Consider the following 18684-nt stretch of genomic DNA (forward strand, 5'->3'; position numbering starts at 1 on the left):
CGGACAGCGAGATCGCCCGGATCGAGCTACTGCCGATTTCCGCCCCACGCTTCCCGCGCACCACGGGCACCACCCCCTCGTCGGAGCGACCGTCGAGCCGTCGATGGATGGACTTCGGCGAACCCGAGGGTGAGAGTGCCGACGTATCCGGTGCGGGTGATGGCCCAGGCGGTGCCGTCGGGGTCGATCGCGGTGGCGATCGGTGCGTCCGGCAGGTCGGTGCTCCCGAGCAGCCGTGCGGTGCCGATGTCCCAGACTCGCAACGACTGTTGCGTCGTGCCCGCGATGACGGGTCGTCCGCGCATCGTCCCGACCCGGGGGTTCGCGAGATCCACGTCGCCCAGTCCGGGGCCCAGGGGCTCCCGCCGTGCCGGATCCCACACCTGACGATCGGCCCCGAACAGGGCCACGGGCCGCCCGTTCAGGTCCCAGATGCCGTGATCGGGGCCGGGGACCGGCAGTGGCCGGCCCACCGGGCGATCCGAGGTGACGTCCCAGAGCAGGCAGCCGTGCTCGACGGTCACCCGCCACGGCTCCTCCGGGGATGTCGCGTCCGGCGGGCGCGGCCGCAGCCACGCGTACGTCCGTTCGCCGGCCGCGACCAGGCGCGAACACTTCCATCCCCGAGGGATGTTCCAACACCCGAGTACCCGATCGCCGTCCCACGCCGCGCGGAACGACGCCACGGTGCGCGAGGAGCCGTCGAACCCGAGAGCGAGAATGGCCGATCTCCCGCAGAAGACGGCGGGCGCCACGGCCTCGACGAACATGTCGTCACCCAGGAGGCCCGGGACGACGTGCCCGACGACCTCGAAGCCGTCCCGGGTCACCCGCAGGACGCGATAGCCGCGCGGGCGGCCCGTGATATGCAGGACGAACGTGCCACCCCGCGCGGTGAAGCACGTGAAGTGCCCGGCCGGGTCGTGCCACCACTCCTTGTCGCCGAAGCCGTGGACGTCGACCACCTCACCGGTGGAGGCGTCCCGCAGGTCCACGCGCTGGAAACCCTCCCCCGAGCAGTACATCCCGACCAACAGGGTCCGGCCCGCGACGACGACGACCCGCAGCGCACCCGAGTGGTATTCGAACGTGTACGTCGGCCCGCCGGGAGCAGCCCAACGCGTCTGTCGCATCCGGGCATTGTCGCATCGGGCGCGACCCGGCGGTCCGTCGTGGGAGGCGTGAAATTCCTAGCCCCGATCATGGAGGTGGCTGAGATTGTCGGACATGAACATGCGAACGGGTGTGATCGCCGTCGCCGCGCTGTGTCTGCTGCTCGCCGGTTGCGGGAGCGACGGAGACGGTCGGAAGTCGATCGGCCAAGGTATCGGGCAAAGCGCCGAAACATCGGGCGCGTCCCCGGCAGAGCGGAGTGAGGCGGTCGTCGCGCCACCGAGTTCCCCGCCGGCCTCGGAAACCGGTGCGCCGAGCGCGGCGGTGCCCGCGTCTCCGGAAACCGCCCCGCCCGGCACCGTCACCAAGGCGGGAACCCGATTGAAGCTGGGCGAATCCGCCGTGTCCGAGTACACGTCGGGCTCCAAGAAGGGTCTTGTGCAGGTCAGACCACTCGCGATCGAGAAAGGATCGACCCGGGACCTCGAAAAGGCGGGCTTCGCCTTGAAAGAGGATCAGAAGAACATCGTCCCCTTCTACGTCCGGGTCGCCTACACCAACCTTTCGGACACCGACCTGTCCTACACCATGCCCAATATCCCGCTCGGGGGTGTGGACGATCGCAGGCAGCGGATGCAGCCGGCCATTCTCTACGGGAAGCTCGACAAGTGCTCGTCCTCCACCTTCGCGTCGTTCACGAAGGGCGTCACCCGTGAGGACTGCGCGGTATTCCTGCTGCCCGCCGCCGGATCCCTCGACGCCGTCGACTTCCGCATGCCGGACTTCACTTCCCCACCCATCGAGTGGAGCCGCTGACCCCGCTCGAACGAGAACCACGACGGCGTCCCGACGGCTTCGACATCGGATACCCCATTCGCAATCGCGCAACAACCCCCCCGGTGCGCGACGACGCCCGACCGTCCGAGGATCGAACTTCGGCGCGGGCGTCGCCAGGCGGCCGGCTTCGCCGACGCGGGCGCCCGCTGTGTCATCCGAGGAAGCCGAGCCCCTCGCGGGTGGCGGATCCGTACAAGCCCCACAGCACGACGCGGGCTAGTTTCCTTCGTCATGCCGATCATCACCGATCCCGCCGCCACTCTCGGACGACCGGGATTCTGGTACGCCTACTACGACTCGCTGCTCAACTACGGCGACGGCGACGACGAGGACGAGACGGCGTTTCTCACCCGCGTACTGGGTAGCGATCCGGACTTCGACTTCGCGTGGCTTCTGGGCCCCGACCCGTACGACGTCATCACGGACGAGATGGACGACGAAGAGCAGGTCCGGGCCATGGACGCGGCCATGGACAGCGGTGCCGTGCTCAGGTTGCCGTTCATCTCGGGGCACACCTGGATGATCCGGTTCAGCTCCTCGCCGGGGATCCATCACACGTTGGACGGCCCGGACTGCGAGGACGTCATCGAACTGGGGCACACCGATGGGCACTTCGCGTTGCCGATCCTGCGCTGGACCGAGGCGTGGCGGATCGCCGCCCACTTCGACCGGCATCCGACCGGCGAACCGACACCGTTCCCGCCGGCTTTCGTACTTCCGCTCCTGGCACCCCTGACCTGGGCCACGTCGCCGGACGAGGCCGCGGAAGCGGAACGTGCCCTGGCTCGCGCGTGGACCGCCACCGGCATGATCGACCCTGGACACGCGGCTTCCCTCGCCGCGCGGTTGGTGACATACGCCCCGGAGGTCGTATGGCGACCCGACCCGGTGTACGGCTGGACCAACAACGGCCGGCACAGCTACCGCGAAGCGGGCGCCGGTCGAGCGGCCACGTTCGCGGGGATCCGTCGCTTCCTGGACAGCCTCGACAACGACGACGCCCCCAACGCCGTTCCGACGACGGAGCGTCACTCGGACGAGGAGCGGCCCGCCGCTACAGTGCGGTGGCGCTTCGACGCGGAAGGCCCGGTCGGGCCCATGGTCACCGTGGCCGGAGACCGCGTGTACTGCTTCACCTCGGCGGACGCGAAGCTGCGGGCACTCGAAGCGGTGACCGGCCGGCAGTGTTGGCAGGCCGGCGTCGGGACGCGGGGGCTCGGCCGCAGCACGGTGACCGTCGACGCGGGCAAGGTCCACTACGGCGGGGATCACCCGAGCCTGATGGCATTCGACGAACACGCCTCGGGCGAGGCGAGACCGGTGTGGACGTGTCCCGACGACGGAGGGGTGTGGATCGGAGGAGCGTATGCCGGTTGGGCCGACACCACACCGGTGATCGCCGACGGGCGCCTGTTCGTCGCGGAGGACAGGCTGCGTGCGTGGCGGTTGACACCCTCCGGGCCGCGGCCCGACTGGGAGGGATACCTTCCGGGAGCCGCCACGCCACGCAGCCGCCCCGTAGTGGTCGCCGGCCGCGTGTTCGTCGCGGTCGTCAACGTCGATGACGACCATCGAGACACGAGCGCCGTGCATGTCTTCGACGTCGCGACCGGCGAGCACGTGCGCGGGGTCGGCGATTCCATGGACGGCGTTTCGCCCACGGACGCGGACCTCGAGGTGGCCGGCGCCGCGCAGGATCTGGTGGCGCACGGCGGCGAACTGTTCGTGCCGGCCGCCGCGTTGACCGTCTTCGATGCGGCGTCCGGGACCAGGCGATGGTCGGTGGCGACCGAGCGGCGGTGGACCGGATCGATCGCGGTGACCGCCGATTGGATCCTCGGCACCACCTGTCATCTCGCGTCTCCGACACGATCGGCCGGTCCCGAGTGGCGCTACACCATGGTGGGTGTCGACCGGCGTCGCCGAGAACTCGCCTGGACACTCGCGATACCCGACCGCCTCGCCTCACGCGGCGTAGTCGTCGACGGTCGGATGGCGTACTCGGTGGGCTACGACGATCGCGACGCCACGCTCTACGCCGTCGACCTCTCCACCGGGACTCTGCGTTGGCAGTATCCGCTGGGCCGCTCCACCTGCCTACCGGCGGCATCCGAGGGAACGGCGTACGTCTCGACCGCCGACGGAACACTGCTGGCGGTGCGCGGCCGATCCGGCCGCTGACACCGATCCTTCCACCCGAGGCGGCGATGGCGGCGCACACGGTCGGAGCCGCATCCCCACCGCGAAGTCGCCCGAACTCGCGTCCGCATGGCGGTCGAACACGACCACGAGCTACCCGTGGGTGCACAGTACGTGCGAGTGCCCCATCCCGGCCCGCCCTCGCACCCACCCCGGTCGTTGACACCCGCTCGCGATGCGCGGCGTATGTCGCGGGTCGACGGTTCGATGGCCCCGAGGCGTTCGTCATCGCCCGCGCGGTGACGAACGCCCGATGGATGTGCGGGTCGTCCGCGACGGCGTGCCGCACGCGGTGAACGGTCCACGCGCCGGCTCGGATGGGCCGGCTTCCACGTCCGCTCCGACATGGTCATCCGCTGCCACCAGGCCCTGTCAGTACGGGGGATCGTCCTCGGCCTTGTCGATCGGCCGGTCGGGCAGGTGGTCGATGTCGATGGCAAGGGCGTCGAAGTACCTTGTCTGTGGCACGCCTTCCCAGGCTTCGACGACGCTCAATCGCTCGATTCCGACCATGCAGGCGAAGATGTCCCTGTCCAGCAGGGCGCCCACACTCTGCACCACTATTTCCCAGTCGTCGGGCACATCGGTCAGGGATTCGCGAAGCATCCCGACGGTCAACGGAGTCCCGGCGGCGTGATGTGGACCCTCCGGCTCCGGCATCGCGAGCGCCACGTGCTCGACCTCGTTCATCACGGACTCCACGTCTTCGACCTCGTGCGCGGTGCGGTGTGGGAACGCGTGAATGCGGGGCCCATCGCTACGGCACATCCCGGGACACGCCGACCTCGTCGACGACGCCTTGCCCCGTCGAGCCACGCGTCCATGATTGCCGGCAAGCGTCACCCGAGCCAGGAAAAACACGTCGCGGCCTCCCCGAACCGCCACAATCGAGCCCCGGCCGAACGGACGTTCGCGGACACGCCCGTCCGGAACAGTCGGCGCACTCCGGCCGCGCGGCGGCGCTTCGGCGGATGGCGGGGGCGCGTTGCGGCCAAGGGTGATCGGACGGTGCCCACCGGGGTCGATGTCCACGGAGTCGGACATCGAGGCGCACACGCGTGAGTACGCTCCGTGTCGATGAGTCCGCACACAGTGGATGGGTGCCGCTCGTGGTAATCGATGAATTCGTGGGAGCGGGTCGCTATCGCCTCCTGGCGCGGATCGGCGCCGGCGGCATGGGCGTCGTCTGGCAGGCCTGGGACGAGTTGTTGCAACGTCGCGTCGCGATCAAGTGCGCGCGGGTCAACGATCCGCGAAGCATGGGACGACTCAAGGAAGAGGCCGCCATCGCGGCGAGATTCGACAGTCCGCACGTCGTCAGGGTTCACGACTTGGTGGTCGAGGGCGATACCTGGTGGCTGGTGATGGAGTACGTGGATTCACACAGTCTCGGACAGCTCATCGCCCGATCGGAACAGCGCCCGACACCCGCGCAGGTGGCGTCCGTCGGGTGGCAGATCGCGGAAGCGCTGCGGGTGGTGCACGCGCATCGCGTGGTCCACGGCGACGTGACCCCGGAGAACATCCTGGTGACCGCCGACGGGACCGGCAAGCTGGTCGACTTCGGCATCTCGCGGGCACTGGGCGCCGACGGCACCCGCACCCGCGACGGGTCGGTGTGGGGAAAGCCCCGCTACCTCGCCCCCGAAGTGGCCCGAGGGCGGGGGGCGGGTCGAGCGTCGGACGTGTTCTCGCTCGGCGCCTCGCTCTACGCGGCGCTGGAAGGACACACCCCGTACGGCGACAGCGACGATCCGCACGTGCTCCTGCGCCGTGCCCGCAGCGGCAACGTCGACCGACCGACCGCGTCCGGGGAACCGGCCCGACTGATCGCAGAGTTGCTGCACACACGACCCGGACACCGCCCCGAACCCGCCGAGGTGTCACGCAGGCTGCGCGCGCTGTCGTCACCGGACCGCGCCGTCGTACCGTGGACGCTTCCCGGACGGGGAGTCGAGGAGCCGATCGGATCCGAGGCCGCGACGCGGTGCGGGCCCGCTTTCGCCTTCCCCGCCGAGTTCGAGGCCGCGCGCGCATCCGCGGCGACCCGACCCGACCGGCGCCCGACGACGACCGGCACCGGCACGCCGACCCGAGTCGCCGACACCGCCCCCGACACCGCCTCCGACAGCCGACCGCCGCGCCGGCTCGTCCTCCCGCGCCCGGACCTGCGGCGTCCGGGGCGCCTGTGGCCGATCGGCGTCGCGGCAACGATCGTGGCCACGGCGGGGATCATGGCGTGGTCGCCGGTCCTGGACGGTCGAACCGCGCCCACCGCGGCCGACTCCCGAGCGATCCTCGTCGGTGACGAACGCACCGCCGACCCGTGCGCCCTGCTCGAACCCGCGTCCTTGGCGCGTTTCGGGAAGAGCACGCTCGACGCGACACTGGGCGGCTTCCGACGATGCGACCTGCTCGTCCACGACACCGAAGGCCGGCGCACGGCCGACGCGGAACTCTCGTTCACCGAAGGCGGCCAGGAACTGGGGCCACAATCGCGCGCCCGGCGCATCGGCGACATCACGGTGATCGAGGGAACCCCCGTGGGCAAGGAATGCCCCAGGATCCTGCGGCTTCCGGATGGCTACGTGGTCAAGGTGACGCTCAAGAACCTAGGCGCCGACCCGATCGATGTGTGCGCCATGGCCGACGCCGTCACCGATCACGCGATCGACGTCCTGAGCCGCGGCCGGATCCCACGACGCTCGTCCCCCGCCAGGGATGCGTCGCTGATCCGGCTCGACGCCTGCTCGCTGTTGGACGCGTCCGCCCTCGCACGCGTGCCCGCGATCGACGCGCAGCATCCGAACCCCGGTTTCGGCGACTGGAAATGCCGATGGCACAGCACCGTCGACAAGGCCGCGATCATCGTGCGGTTCTACCAACGCGAGCCGCTGCCCCCCGACATCGGCGCCCCCCGACAATCGGCCGGCCGTCAGGCGTTCCTCACACCCTCCGAATTGGACCATGACGAATGCACGATCCGGGTCGTGCATCGCACGTACCCGAACGGCCCCGCCCATCCGATCGTGGAACTCGTACTGATCGAGGTCTGGGCGGCGCAATCCCAGGACCGTCTGTGCGCGATCGCCGACGAACTCGGAACCGCCGTGGCCGCGAAACTCCCCCACCCGTGAGCCGATGCGATCGAGCACCGGCCGCGTACCCCGAGTCGAGCACGCCGGTCCGTGTTCGGCGGCCGAAGTCCGGCCCGCGCGGGAGATCGGACCGGTCCGCGAGTTTCGTGCCGTCGGTGGATCGCGCCGGCCCTCGGGATCACCTTCGATCTCGAGGGCCGAGGGAGATCATCGCCGGTCGCGCATGACGGCTCGACCGGCGAGGGCGGTGGCGGAGAAGACGAGTACGAAGGTGAACGCGACGATCCCGGCCCACGAGAACGGATCGATCGCGGGCATGATGCGGTCGCCGTTGCTCAGGGCGTACGTCATGGCGAACAGACCGGGCAGCGCGAACCCGGTCCCGACCACGCAGGCGGTGACGCCCAGAATGGCGGCCTCCCAGCGCAGGACCGAGCGTCGCTGGCGGGGTGTGGCGCCGACGACCGCCAGGAGCGCGAACTCCGATCGGCGAGAGAGCGTCGCCGTCACGAGGGAGTTCGTCACCGCGATGGCGATATAGCCGAAGAGGACCACCAATATCAGCAACCCGAACCTGTCCTCGCCGCCCGAGGCGCCCGAGGCGCCCGAGGCGCCGTCGTCGACGGAGCCGGACCGGGTGACCTCGGCTCCGGGCACGTCCGCCAGGCCGTCGCGGATACGGCGTTCGACCTGCGCCACCGATGCGGACGCGGGGACGACCGTGACGGCCAGGCCCGACACGAGTCCCGAAGCGGTGGCGGGCCGCAGGTCGCCGAGGGGGAGCAGGACCTCACCGAAACCGAGGCCGCGTTCGTACAGTGCGCTCACGTGCCGCCTGATCGACCGCCCGTCCGCCAGCACGACGGTGACCTCGTCTCCGACGTGGGCACCCAGTTGCGCGGCACCGAGAACGCCGAGCACCACGTCGCCCTCCCGGAGCCGGATCGCACCGCCGCCCGTGGGCCTCAGATCGGCGTAACGCTCCACCTGGTCGGCGGCGATGCCGAGTGCCTTCAGGGCCTGGGGGCTGTTGTCGCTGCCGGCGGGCGGCCGCACGATGACGCCGGTGGACACGAACGGGGTGACGGAGCCGACCCCGGGCACACCTCGCACCAGTTCGGTCGTCCGGTCGCCGACGCCGACTCTCGACACGGTGACCGTGAGGTCGGTACGCGCTCCCGCGTGCGCCTGTGCCTCGGACACGGCGCCGGCGGTCGCGGCACCGGAGAGCTGGACCGCGGCCAGCGCGACTCCCAGGACGATCGGGGTCAACGCGCCGCCGACGCGGGCGGCCCGGTGACGAATGCTGCCCAGCGCCATGTACGCCGCGGCGCTCCGCACCGCCGGTCGGCGCACGACCGCGGTCGCCGCGCGTACCGTCTGCGGACTCAGCGGGCCGATCGACAAGGCCATCACCAGCCCCGAGATCCCGGGAAGCCCGCCGGCCACATCCACGTTGGACGTGTAGGTCGGCGCCAGGGCCATCACGATGCCCACCGCGAGGAGCAGCACCCCGACGACGACGCGCCCCGCGCTCCGCGGCGATCCGGACGAACCCGTGTCGCCGCCCTCGAGTTGCGCCAGGGGACTGTCGCGTACGACGCGACGCACCGCGACGCGCACGGCGATTTCCGCGGCGACGAAACCCGTCAGCATCGCCACGATGAAGGGGAACGGGCCGAAGACCGGCTCCAGGGTGCGAGGCAGCACCCCCCACGACCGGATGGCACCGATCATGGCCGCTCCCACCAGGGGTCCGACGAGTCCGCCGAGGCCGGCCGCCGACGCGGCGACGACGCGGATCTCCGCGCGAAGCAGCCGCTTCACCTGCCGTGGCGTGGCGCCGACGATGCGGAGCATGGCCAACTCGCTTGATCGCTCGCGGATCTGGAGCGAGGTGAGAGCGATGACGGTGAACACGGCGACGATGAACGCGACAGCGCCGAGCGCGCCCGAGACGGAGACGAGCGCCGCCGTCGCCCGACCCTGGGAGACCGCCTCGACCGGCCCCCGGGCGCCGCGATCCCACAGCCGGGCGCCGGCCCGGGGGACCAGGCGGGCGAGTGCCCGCTCGTCGGGCGTCGCCCGCGGCCAGACGCCGATGACCGCCACGCCGCGGTCGGGGGCGCCGCGCGTCGCGATCTGCTCGTCGCTCAGATACACGTCCGGGGCGTCGACTCCCGTGTCGTCGGCCGTGGTGGTGCCCGCGAGCGTGTACTCGACGGACCGGTCGCCGAACCCCAGCGAGACCTTTCCCCCGATCGCCAGGCCGTGGGAGCGGGCGACGCGGCCGGGCAACACGATCTCGTCCGGCCCGACGGGTGCGCGTCCCGAGGCCAGTTCGCGGTTCCCCAGGGCGAACGCCGACCAGGGATGCGCATCCACCGGTTCGGCGTCGCCGGCCCGGGTTGCGAGGACGGCGGGCACGATCCGGTCGGCGACGACGCGGGACGTCGGCAGCGCCGCCGCGATCTCGTCGACCAAGGAGGCGGGCAGCAACGCCCGGTCCGGGACCGTCAGGTCGACGTCGTCGCGGACCGGCACCGACTGCCCGGACGCGACCAACAACGGCGCGTTGTCGTACTCGCCGGTGGAGACCCGGCCGCGGACGCCGGTCTCCAGGAGTACCCCGAACGCCCCCATGAGAACGGCCGAGAAGAACACGGTCACGGCCAGTGCGAGGACTTGGCCGGCACGCGCCCGCAGGGTCAGTCGGGCGAGCCTGTTCACGACCGCTGCCCGAGATCGGTCAGGGTCGCCGCGATCCGCCCCTCGTCGGCCCCCCGAAGTTCGCCGTGCCGGCGTCCGTCGCGCAGGAACACCACGCGGTCCGCGACCGCCGCGGCCCGCGGGTCGTGCGTCACGAGCAACACCCGCTGTCCGAGGTCGGTGACGATGGATCGGAGCAGGCCGAGTACGACGTCGCTCGACGCGGTGTCCAGCGCGCCGGTCGGCTCGTCGGCGACGATCAACTCCGGGTCCGTCACGAGCGCCCGCGCGAACGCGACGCGCTGCTGCTGCCCCCCGGACAGTTGCGCCGGTCGGCGTTCGAGCGTGGCACCGACACCGACGGTCTCGGCCAGATCGCGTACGCGGCCCCGGTCGATCCGTCGGCCGGCCAGTCGGAGCGGCAGCGAGATGTTGTCGGCGACGGTCAGGGACGGGATCAGGTTGTAGGACTGGAACACCACCCCGACATGCGAACGTCGCATCTCCGCCAGTTGGGTCTCGTCCAGGCCGGTGATGTCGGTACCGCCGATGCGGATCGAGCCGGTGTCGGGCTTCTCCAGGCCCAACAGGCAGTTCAGCAATGTGGTCTTGCCGGAGCCCGACGGTCCCATGATCGCGGTGAAACTCCGCGGCGCGACGGTGAGTTCGATGTCCGTCAAGGCCCAGAACCGCGTGGTATCGGTGCCGAAGCTCTTGCTCAACCCGCTGACCGTCACGGCCTGGTCGGCATGGTTTCCGGGGTGTTCGCCCCTGTGCGCTTTCACGTCATCGACCGTAGGTTCGCGGTGCCCGCGACACAGTCCCCCGCGTACCCGACCTGCGGTGACACCTGCGCCCGCCCGCATGGTAGCGCCCGCTCTACCCCCTCCCCGGCGGGCGGCTCGACCGGCTCCGCCGGGGACTCGGGGGCGCAAGTAGGCTCACCGGGTGAGCTTCATCGAAGGCGTCGACACCAGGCAACGATCACGCGACGCGACGTCCGTCCGGCGATCGGCTCTTTCGGTTCGTTATCTGGCGGGCGGCACCTTCTCCGGGCTGTACGGCCTGCTGGTTCTCGCGGTCCTCGTGGCGGTGGCCGCGCTGTCGGCGGTCGGTGTCGGGCTGCTGCTCACCGGCACCGCGTCCAAGGTGCTGCGCCACTGGTGCGACCGTGAACGCATCAGGGTCGGACGCGCGCTCGGGCGACACGTGGGTTCCCCATACCCCGGCCCCGCCGCCGGGCCGGACGGCGCCCGCCGGCGCATCGCCGACGGCACACCGGTCCTCCGCGACCTGGCTGCCGTCCTCCAACGGATCGTCGTCGGGATCCCCCTCGGAGTCGTCACCATCCTGCTGCCGTTGGTGTCCCTGCAGGCGCTGGCACTGCCGACGTACTGGTGGGCGATGCCGGACGGCAAGCCCGCCGAGCAACTCTTCGAGATCACGTCGTGGTGGCTCGCACTGGCATCGGGCCTGATCGGGCTCGCCGGACTGGCCGCGTGGTCGATCGGCGCGCCCGCCGTGCGTTCCGCCGACGCGAAGCTCCTCGAGCTGCTGCTCGCACCGACCCGCGACCAGGAGCTCCGGCTCCGGGTGCGCATGGAGGAACAGCGCCGACGTTCGGCCGTCGACCTGCACAGCGCCGAACTGCGGCGGATCGAACGGGACCTGCACGACGCGGCGCAGAATCGGCTGGTGGCCGTCTCCATGTTCATCGGCACGGCGCAACGGCAGCTGAGCACCGGAACCGGAGACGTCGCGACGGCGCTGGCGAAAGCACAGGACGCCAGCCGCGACGCGCTGGCCGAGATGCGTCGCATCATCCGGGGCGTGTATCCGCCGATGCTCGCCGAAGAAGGTCTGGTGCCCGCGTTGGGGCTGCTGGCCGACCGCATGCAGATCCCCACCCGGCTGCGCGTCGACGCCCCGGCGCCGACCCCGGCGTCCGTCGACGCGGCCCTGTACTTCTCCGTCGCCGAGGCGCTGACCAACGTGGCCAAGCACAGCAACGCGACCGCGTGCGACATTCACTTGACCTGGACGGAGGACGACGGCGAGATGCGCGTGATCACCACCGTGACCGACGACGGACACGGAGGCGCCGAGCGGTCGAAAGGCAGTGGCCTGGCCGGAATCGAGAGCCGGATCGGGGCACTCGGCGGCACGGTCGCCGTCGCCAGCCCACCCCGCGGGCCGACGTCGGTGCGAATGGAGCTGCCATGCGAGTCGTGATCGCCGAGGACGACACGCTGCTGCGCGAAGGTCTCGCGGCGCTGTTGTCCGCCGAGGGCATCGAGGTGGTCGCGGCGCACGCCCACGCCGATCGACTGTACGAGACCATCGAGGAGTTCGACGCGGGACTGGCCATCGTCGACGTACGGATGCCGCCCACGTACACCGACGAGGGCCTGCGCGCCGCGATGCGGGTCCGCACCGCGCGTCCCGGCTTCCCGATGCTCGTGTTGTCGGCCCATGTGGAGACCAAGTACGCCGGCGACCTGCTGGCCGACGGCGCCGGCGCGGTCGGCTACCTGCTCAAGGAACGGGTGGGCGCCGTCGAGGACTTCCTGCGCACCATGGACCGCGTGGTCGGAGGCGAGACCGTCCTCGACTCCGAGGTCGTGACGACGCTGATGCGCCGAGGCGGCAACCGCAGCCCGCTCTCCGCCCTCACCGCACGCGAACGCGACGTGTTGCAACTGATGGCCCAGGGCCACCGCAACGGCGACATCGCGGCCGAACTCCAGGTCTCCGAGGCCGCGATCCACAAACACATCCGAAGCATCTTCAACAAGCTCGGCCTGCTCGCCGACGACGCGGGGCACCGCCGAGTACTGGCGGTCCTCACCTACCTGCGCGAGCAGTGACGGGCCACGAGCGGAACGGGATCCGGGCCGTGAGGCGTGGGCCGTGAACCGTGGGCCGTGGGCCGTGGGTCGACGACCATGTGGTGCCACGGACGTTCCCGCTGATCGTGCCCCCGGACGCCCCGCCAACACGTGGGCGCGGCGCTCGCGGCGGCGCGTACCGGCCACTCCACCGCCCGCGTGGACCTGCGCGCCCGCGTGCCCGGTCGGTGGGTGCCGCAGGCGGGCTGCGGCAATGACAGGAGCAGGCCGACGAGTTGCCTGCGGAGGGTGTCCGACCATCGAGGTAGAACGAAGCCGTGTCCACCACTTCCCCCGCCTCCGCCGGGCGCATCGCCGAGGTGAACTCCTCGGCGAACACCGGCGTCGCCAGTTTCGGTTCGGGCGTACTGCGGATGCTGCGGCCCATCGGGCGGAGGTTCCTATGGGTGACGGTTTTCTCGAGGGCGGGGGCGAATTCGATCTCGCGGCGGGTGTCCTCGCCGATGTGGTCGCCGGGCAAGGCGCCCGGGGTCACGGGTTCGGGACGCCGGTCCACAGTGGGCTCCTTGGTGGAGTGTGGTGCCGAGGCGGGTTTGACTGCGGCTGGTTCGCGGACGGGCGTATCCTCCGCGCAGGTGGGGAACTGACCTGTGGGGGCGGGGATATGGCAGTCGTGAAGTACACCGGGCTTGTCAACAAGAAGGCCGTGGCCGTGCTGCAGCCGGGCGAGGCGGCCGTGTTTGCGGTGCTGGTCAAACCGCGTGGAGTCGTCGGGAAGGCGTTCTTGTCCGGCCTGTTGAGCGGCGTGGGCGACGTTGTCCCGGCCGGCGCTGTGTCGGCCGCGGCGGAGGCTGCGGCAGAACGTGCGGGCAAGACGTCGGTGAGCGCTCCGGCAGGCAGCCATGCGGGGCGGTTCCCAGCGGCGGAGGACGTGATCATGGCGGTCACCGACCGTCGAACCCTGGTGTTTCGCCAAACGTTCGGGATCATGTCGCCGAATCTCGAACTCGCCTCCGCCTACGCGCCCGACCAGCTTGTGACGCTCCGGATCGGCGGCGGGACGGCGACGAAGAAGCTGTTCCTGGTGTTCTCCGACGATTCGGGCGTGCGGATGGACGTTCCCCGCGGGCAGGGCGACCTGGGAAATCTGGTTGACGCGTTCAACGCGCTCCGGCGCTGACGCGGGCGTCGCGAATGCGCTCGCGGATTCCGGACGATCTCGATGAGGTGGACCTCCGAGGGCGCCCGTCCGGAGGACCGGGCGGTGGATACGGCTTCTTCGAACCATCCGCTGCCGTGCGCGAGCAGTCCGCCTCGCCGTATCCACCGAACTTCATGCCCGGGACGGCCCGGTCCGGCGGCGGGGATTCGATCTCTGTTCCCATCGCCACCGGACTCCGTCCGCCGAGTCCGGCGAGCACGACTGCGTTCAGCGGCGCAGGGTGGTCTCCTGCCCGACGCGCGACAGCTTTTCGGGGTTTCGCACGAAGTACAGGCCGGTGATCAGGCCGTCCTCGGTCCGCACCGTCAGGACACCGTCCATCGCCTCGCCGGTCCGGATGATCAGCGCCGGGTGGCCGTTGACCTGGGCCGACTGCGCCGACGCGGAGCCTGCGATCCGTCCCAGCCCCACCGTGAGCAGTTCGGCGACCGGGTCGAAGCCCACGATGGGTGACAGCGCGGCCGGGACGACCCCGCCGCCGTCGCTCAGGAAGACGACGTCGGGGGCGAGCAGGTCGAGCAGGCTCTGCAGATTTCCTGTTTCGACGGCCTGTTGGAAAGCGAGCAGAGCCACGCGGTTCTCGGCCGGGGAAACGGCCGCACGCGGTCGGCGCGCGGCGACGTGGTTCCGTGCCCGGTGGGCGATCTGCCGGACGGTGACCCGGTTCTTGCCGACTGCCTCGGCGATCTCGTCGTAGTCCAGGTCGAACACCTCCCGCAGCACGAACACCGCGCGCTCGGTCGGCGTCAGCGTCTCCAGCACCAGCAGCATCGCCATCGAGACGCCCTCGGCCAGTTCGACGTCCTCGGCGACGTCGGGCGCGGTCAGCAGCGGCTCCGGCAGCCAGGGCCCGACGTAGGTCTCCCTGCGCCGGCGCAGCGAACGCAGCCGGCCCAGCGCCTGGCGGGTGGCGATCCGGACCAGGTACGCGCGGGGCTCCCGCACGATCTCCGGGTCGACGTCCACCCACCGCATCCAGGTCTCCTGCAGGACGTCCTCGGCGTCGGCGGCCGAGCCGAGCATCTCGTAGGCCACGGTGAAAAGGAGGTTGCGGTGGGTGACGAAGGTGTCGGTGGCGTGATCCACGCGGTCCCCTTCGGCGCGCGGCCGGGTGGTCTCTTCGGTTCGGTCACTGCGCTCGCTCATCACCGGCTCCTGTCCGTTCCTCTTCGTGATGCCACGCACGAGATGCCGGCCGTGCCCTCGGCGTGACATCCGATCTCGGTGATGTACGCCACATCGCCGCGGCGTCACGCGGCGCGGGTGGCCGGCATCTCCTGTACGACTTCGCCCGACGACGTGCAAGGAGCACATCATGACCGCTCGTCTGAATCTGTTCGGCAACCCGACCGCGACCGCGGCCAGGGCCGCCGCCCACTTCGGTGCGGCCAGCAGGACGATCCTGCAGGATTCGAGTCTGCCCGCCGCGACCCGGACGCTGGTCCTGCTGCGCGCGAGCCAGATCAACGGTGACGCCTACGCGACCGACGTGTGGACCAAGAACGCCGCGGCCGCCGGGGAGACCGCGGTCCGCGTGAACCTGGTCGCCGCCTGGCGCGAGTCCACGGTCTTCACCGACGCCGAACGCGCGGCGCTGGAACTCACCGAGCAGGGCACCCGGATCGCCGACGCCGCCGGCGGCGTCGACGACGAGGCCTGGAACCGCGTACGCGAGCACTACGACGACGATCAATCGGCCGATCTGGTGATGCTCGTCGCCCTCATGAACGCGACCAATCGCATGTCGGTCATCGTTCGCCAGCCCGGCGGGGACCACGAGCCCGCCGGCCTCGGATAGCCGACGGTCGGCGTCCCCCGATCCGCAATACCCCGCGCGCGGACCCCGCGCCGGACCCGAACCCACGAGTGAGGACACCACGATGGAACCCCGTTTCGACCTGATGGCCAACGACCTCGGCGCCAAGATCGCCAAGCGGATCTACAACGTCGCCCTGGCGATCGTCGACTCGCCGCTTCCCCGGGTCACCCAGGACCTGGTGATGCTGCGCGCGAGCCAGATCAACGGCTGCGGCTTCTGCGTCGACTACCACACCAAGGACGCCGCGGCCGCCGGGGAGACCGCGGTCCGCGTGAACCTGGTCGCCGCCTGGCGCGAGTCCACGGTCTTCACCGACGCCGAACGCGCGGCCCTGGAACTCACCGAGCAGGGCACCCGGATCGCCGACGCCCACCCCGGCGTGTCGGACGAGACCTGGAGCCGCGTACGCGAGCACTACACCGACGACCAGATCGCCGCACTCGTCTCCCTGATCGCCATGATCAACGCAAACAACCGGCTCAACGTGATCATCCGCAACCCCGGAGGCTCCTACCAGCCCGGTCAGTTCGCCGACATGGCCGACTGACCGACGCACCCACCGCCGCCCGGCGCCCGCACGGGGCCGCCGCCGGCGGTGGGCGAGCCCGTGGCCCCGAACAGGCACAGGCCGTCCGGCCGGCGCCGGATGCGGGGCGCCGGCTCGAAACGTCGATCGACCGGCCGGGACTCGAGGAATCCGACGTCGGGCACGGGCCGTCGTCCCCGGCGTGGGTGGGTCGGGGCTGCGCGGGGTGTGAACCGGAACCGGCCACCAGGTGCGTGCCTGCTCGCCCGGACCGGCGACCGTTGACGGCGGCCGCGGCCGCGTCGGCCTCCGTACCCGGATACGGAAACGCGGCCTCGCCGGATTTCACGCGGTACATCGCGACGTCGGCGGCGCGCAGCAACGCGGCCCACGGCCGGCCGGGCAGGTCTGCGGAGTGCGCGGCACCAGCGGACGAGGAGATCGCCAGGAGCGTGTCCGAGCGCGGCGGACGGGTTCGTTCAACCAGGCGCCGAGGTACAGCAGTTCGTGGTCCGCCGCCGCGAACCACGTGGTGAAGGAGCAGGCCCGCTGCTACCGCGCCGCAGCCGCACAGTGAGGCGACCGAGGCGCACAACTCACACGCCTCGGGGGTGTTCGCGGAACCGAGGCTCGCCAAAGCCGTTCTTCCGCACGACGCGGATACACACGGGAGTCTCGTACGACTTTCGGGCCTGGTTTCCGGTTGGGGCCGGGGCCGTTGGCTGTGCCGAGGCACGCTGGTCGGCACAAGGGCAGGCTCGGTTGTCAGCGGGATTGCCGGCACATGGAACGCCGCTCGACCGGACACACCTTCGGACAGGTCGGGGTGCGGTAGGAGTCGTCCGGCGGGTGACGGGGACTACCGAGGAGCGCGGCATGGTCGCGGCTCGGCGAGGATGGTGGCCGTGCTGCACCACGTCTACGCGATCACCCCATCAGCCCCGCCGATTGCGATGAGCGGGGCGTCTACGCCGGGGCCGAGGAAACGTTCGAAAGCCGAGGCCCGGCCGAGGAGGCGTACCTCCGGGTGGTTGCCGCGTTCGCCGAGGAAACGGGGGTGCGCCACGTGTTCGTCCGCGAACCGGGACTCGCCCCCGGCCCACACGCCTTCACCCGCAGGCCGAAGGTCGCCGGCCACGGACTGAGCGGATTGTTCCCCGACGACTTGTCCGGCTTCCACGACGGCGCACAGGTGGCCCTGCCTGTCGCGCTGGAGTTGGTTCGGGTCATGCTGCGCGATGCGGGGGCCTGGTGCCGCCTGGAAGTCCCCGGCGTCCTCGCCGTCCACCTCGGCGAGGACGGCGACGTGTACATCGGCAGCAATATCCGCTGCGATACGGCGCTCACGTTGGCGAACGCGCTCGGGTTCGGGCCCGTTCGGCTGGAGTTGTCTCCGCTCGATGCCGTGTACGAGGAGGAGCCGGGCGTACAGCGCCCTGCCGACGACGTGTTCTGGGCGCGGCCGGCCTGGTGCCTGAGCACAGGCGAGGCGGCGATCCTGGAGGAGCAGCCGGCCTTCAACGTCTCCCGCCGGTACCGGCTCACCACGGACAATCTGGATTCGGTGCGCACCCGGCTCACTCCGCGCGCCCGACTGTACGTGTGGCCGGAGCTGTCCGCCGACGTCACCGCGGTACTGGCGGATCTTCCCGACGACATCGCCGAATTCGTCTGGGAGGACCACGAGCGGCAGATCCGCGGCACCATCGCCGACCGAGAGCAGTTCGCCGAAGTCGTGGCACGGATCGGCGGAGCACGCGCCGCGGCCGTCCGATCCGGGTACGTCTCCCGGCGCCATCCGCTGTTCACCGGCGTGCTGCCGGACGCCGACGGCGTACTGCGGGCCCGATGGAGGACGGACCCGGCGCCAAGCGACCACACCTGGGCCTTCCTCTCGACACTGCATGTCGGCGATACCGTCACCGGGACCGTGACGGGGATCGCCGACTCCGGGAAGGCGTCTGTCGACATCGGCGGGTTCACCGCCGCGATCGAACTTCCGGAGCTGTCCCGGCGCCCGGTTCGTGCCCCGTTCGACATGATCGCTCCCGGTCGGGCGGTCACGGTCCGGATCCTCGATGTCGACCTTGTGCGAGAACGCGTGAGCCTGTCCTTGAAGAGCCCGCCCACAGGCCCCACGCTCTTGCGGCCCATTGACGAGTGACACTCCTTGAGTTCGCTTCGTGGGTAGGGCCCGGGCTCTGGTCCGAGGACATCGAGGAGGCCCCGACGCGGCTGGGGTCGGCCTGACGGGTCGCGTCCCTCGGCGAGCGGCGAAATGTCAACGGGAGCGAACCGCGTTACCACGCCGG

The 18684-nt window shown here is 70.7% G+C and carries 14 protein-coding genes; 9 read left to right on the top strand and 5 right to left on the bottom strand.

Annotated features, from left to right (window positions below; genetic code table 11):
- Positions 1–26 precede the first annotated feature (26 nt).
- Positions 27–1133, bottom strand: coding sequence for a WD40 repeat domain-containing protein (locus EMA17_RS23250; protein WP_126639048.1), 1107 nt, complete (start codon positions 1131–1133; stop codon positions 27–29).
- Between the two features lie 94 nt (positions 1134–1227).
- On the opposite strand from EMA17_RS23250, the gene EMA17_RS23255 reads away from it, so the two are divergent.
- Positions 1228–1929 (top strand): NADH-quinone oxidoreductase subunit E, encoded by a 702-nt coding sequence (locus EMA17_RS23255; RefSeq protein ID WP_126639049.1) that lies wholly within the window; start codon positions 1228–1230, stop codon positions 1927–1929.
- Between the two features lie 252 nt (positions 1930–2181).
- Positions 2182–4131, top strand: coding sequence for an outer membrane protein assembly factor BamB family protein (locus EMA17_RS23260; RefSeq protein WP_126639050.1), 1950 nt, complete (start codon positions 2182–2184; stop codon positions 4129–4131).
- 390 nt (positions 4132–4521) lie between these two features.
- On the opposite strand, the gene EMA17_RS23265 is transcribed toward EMA17_RS23260, so the two are convergent.
- Positions 4522–4839, bottom strand: a complete 318-nt coding sequence (locus EMA17_RS23265; protein WP_126639051.1) for a hypothetical protein — start codon at positions 4837–4839, stop codon at positions 4522–4524.
- A gap of 410 nt (positions 4840–5249) precedes the next feature.
- Here EMA17_RS23265 and EMA17_RS23270 point away from each other — a divergent pair, with 410 nt between their 5' ends.
- A complete protein-coding gene (locus EMA17_RS23270; RefSeq protein ID WP_126639052.1) occupies positions 5250–7286 on the top strand; it encodes a serine/threonine-protein kinase in 2037 nt (678 codons plus the stop codon).
- Positions 7287–7454: 168 nt separating this feature from the next.
- Here EMA17_RS23270 and EMA17_RS23275 read toward each other — a convergent pair whose 3' ends face one another.
- Together EMA17_RS23275 and EMA17_RS23280 are read right to left on the bottom strand one after the other, a co-directional pair.
- The gene (locus EMA17_RS23275; protein WP_126639053.1) at positions 7455–9977 is read right to left on the bottom strand and encodes an ABC transporter permease; all 2523 of its coding nucleotides are present in this window, start codon (positions 9975–9977) and stop codon (positions 7455–7457) included.
- Complete coding sequence (locus tag EMA17_RS23280; RefSeq protein ID WP_246126837.1) at positions 9974–10741, bottom strand: ABC transporter ATP-binding protein; 768 nt, start codon at positions 10739–10741, stop codon at positions 9974–9976. The genes EMA17_RS23275 and EMA17_RS23280 overlap by 4 nt, the downstream gene beginning before the upstream one ends.
- Positions 10742–10904: 163 nt before the next feature.
- Here EMA17_RS23280 and EMA17_RS23285 point away from each other — a divergent pair, with 163 nt between their 5' ends.
- From EMA17_RS23285 to EMA17_RS23295, 3 genes are all read left to right on the top strand, one after another.
- A complete protein-coding gene (locus EMA17_RS23285) occupies positions 10905–12188 on the top strand; it encodes a sensor histidine kinase (protein WP_126639055.1) in 1284 nt (427 codons plus the stop codon).
- Complete coding sequence (locus tag EMA17_RS23290; protein ID WP_126639056.1) at positions 12176–12823, top strand: response regulator transcription factor; 648 nt, start codon at positions 12176–12178, stop codon at positions 12821–12823. The genes EMA17_RS23285 and EMA17_RS23290 overlap by 13 nt, the downstream gene beginning before the upstream one ends.
- A gap of 655 nt (positions 12824–13478) precedes the next feature.
- Positions 13479–13985, top strand: coding sequence for a hypothetical protein (locus EMA17_RS23295; RefSeq protein WP_126639057.1), 507 nt, complete (start codon positions 13479–13481; stop codon positions 13983–13985).
- 249 nt (positions 13986–14234) lie between these two features.
- Here EMA17_RS23295 and EMA17_RS23300 read toward each other — a convergent pair whose 3' ends face one another.
- On the bottom strand, positions 14235–15173 hold the full coding sequence (locus EMA17_RS23300; RefSeq protein ID WP_126639058.1) for an RNA polymerase sigma-70 factor: 939 nt from the start codon (positions 15171–15173) through the stop codon (positions 14235–14237).
- 169 nt (positions 15174–15342) lie between these two features.
- Between EMA17_RS23300 and EMA17_RS23305 the strand changes: the two genes are divergently transcribed.
- From EMA17_RS23305 to EMA17_RS23315, 3 genes are all read left to right on the top strand, one after another.
- Positions 15343–15825 carry a carboxymuconolactone decarboxylase family protein gene (locus EMA17_RS23305; RefSeq protein WP_126639059.1) on the top strand — a complete coding sequence of 161 codons (483 nt, stop codon included), beginning with the start codon at positions 15343–15345 and terminating at the stop codon, positions 15823–15825.
- An 82-nt stretch (positions 15826–15907) separates the two neighbouring features.
- Entirely contained in the window at positions 15908–16393 is a 486-nt protein-coding gene (locus EMA17_RS23310; protein ID WP_126639060.1) for a carboxymuconolactone decarboxylase family protein, read from the top strand.
- Between the two features lie 1006 nt (positions 16394–17399).
- Positions 17400–18536, top strand: a complete 1137-nt coding sequence (locus EMA17_RS23315; protein WP_126639061.1) for a S1 RNA-binding domain-containing protein — start codon at positions 17400–17402, stop codon at positions 18534–18536.
- Positions 18537–18684: the final 148 nt, after the last annotated feature.

This window comes from Embleya hyalina (assembly GCF_003967355.1).
Taxonomy (GTDB): domain Bacteria; phylum Actinomycetota; class Actinomycetes; order Streptomycetales; family Streptomycetaceae; genus Embleya; species Embleya hyalina.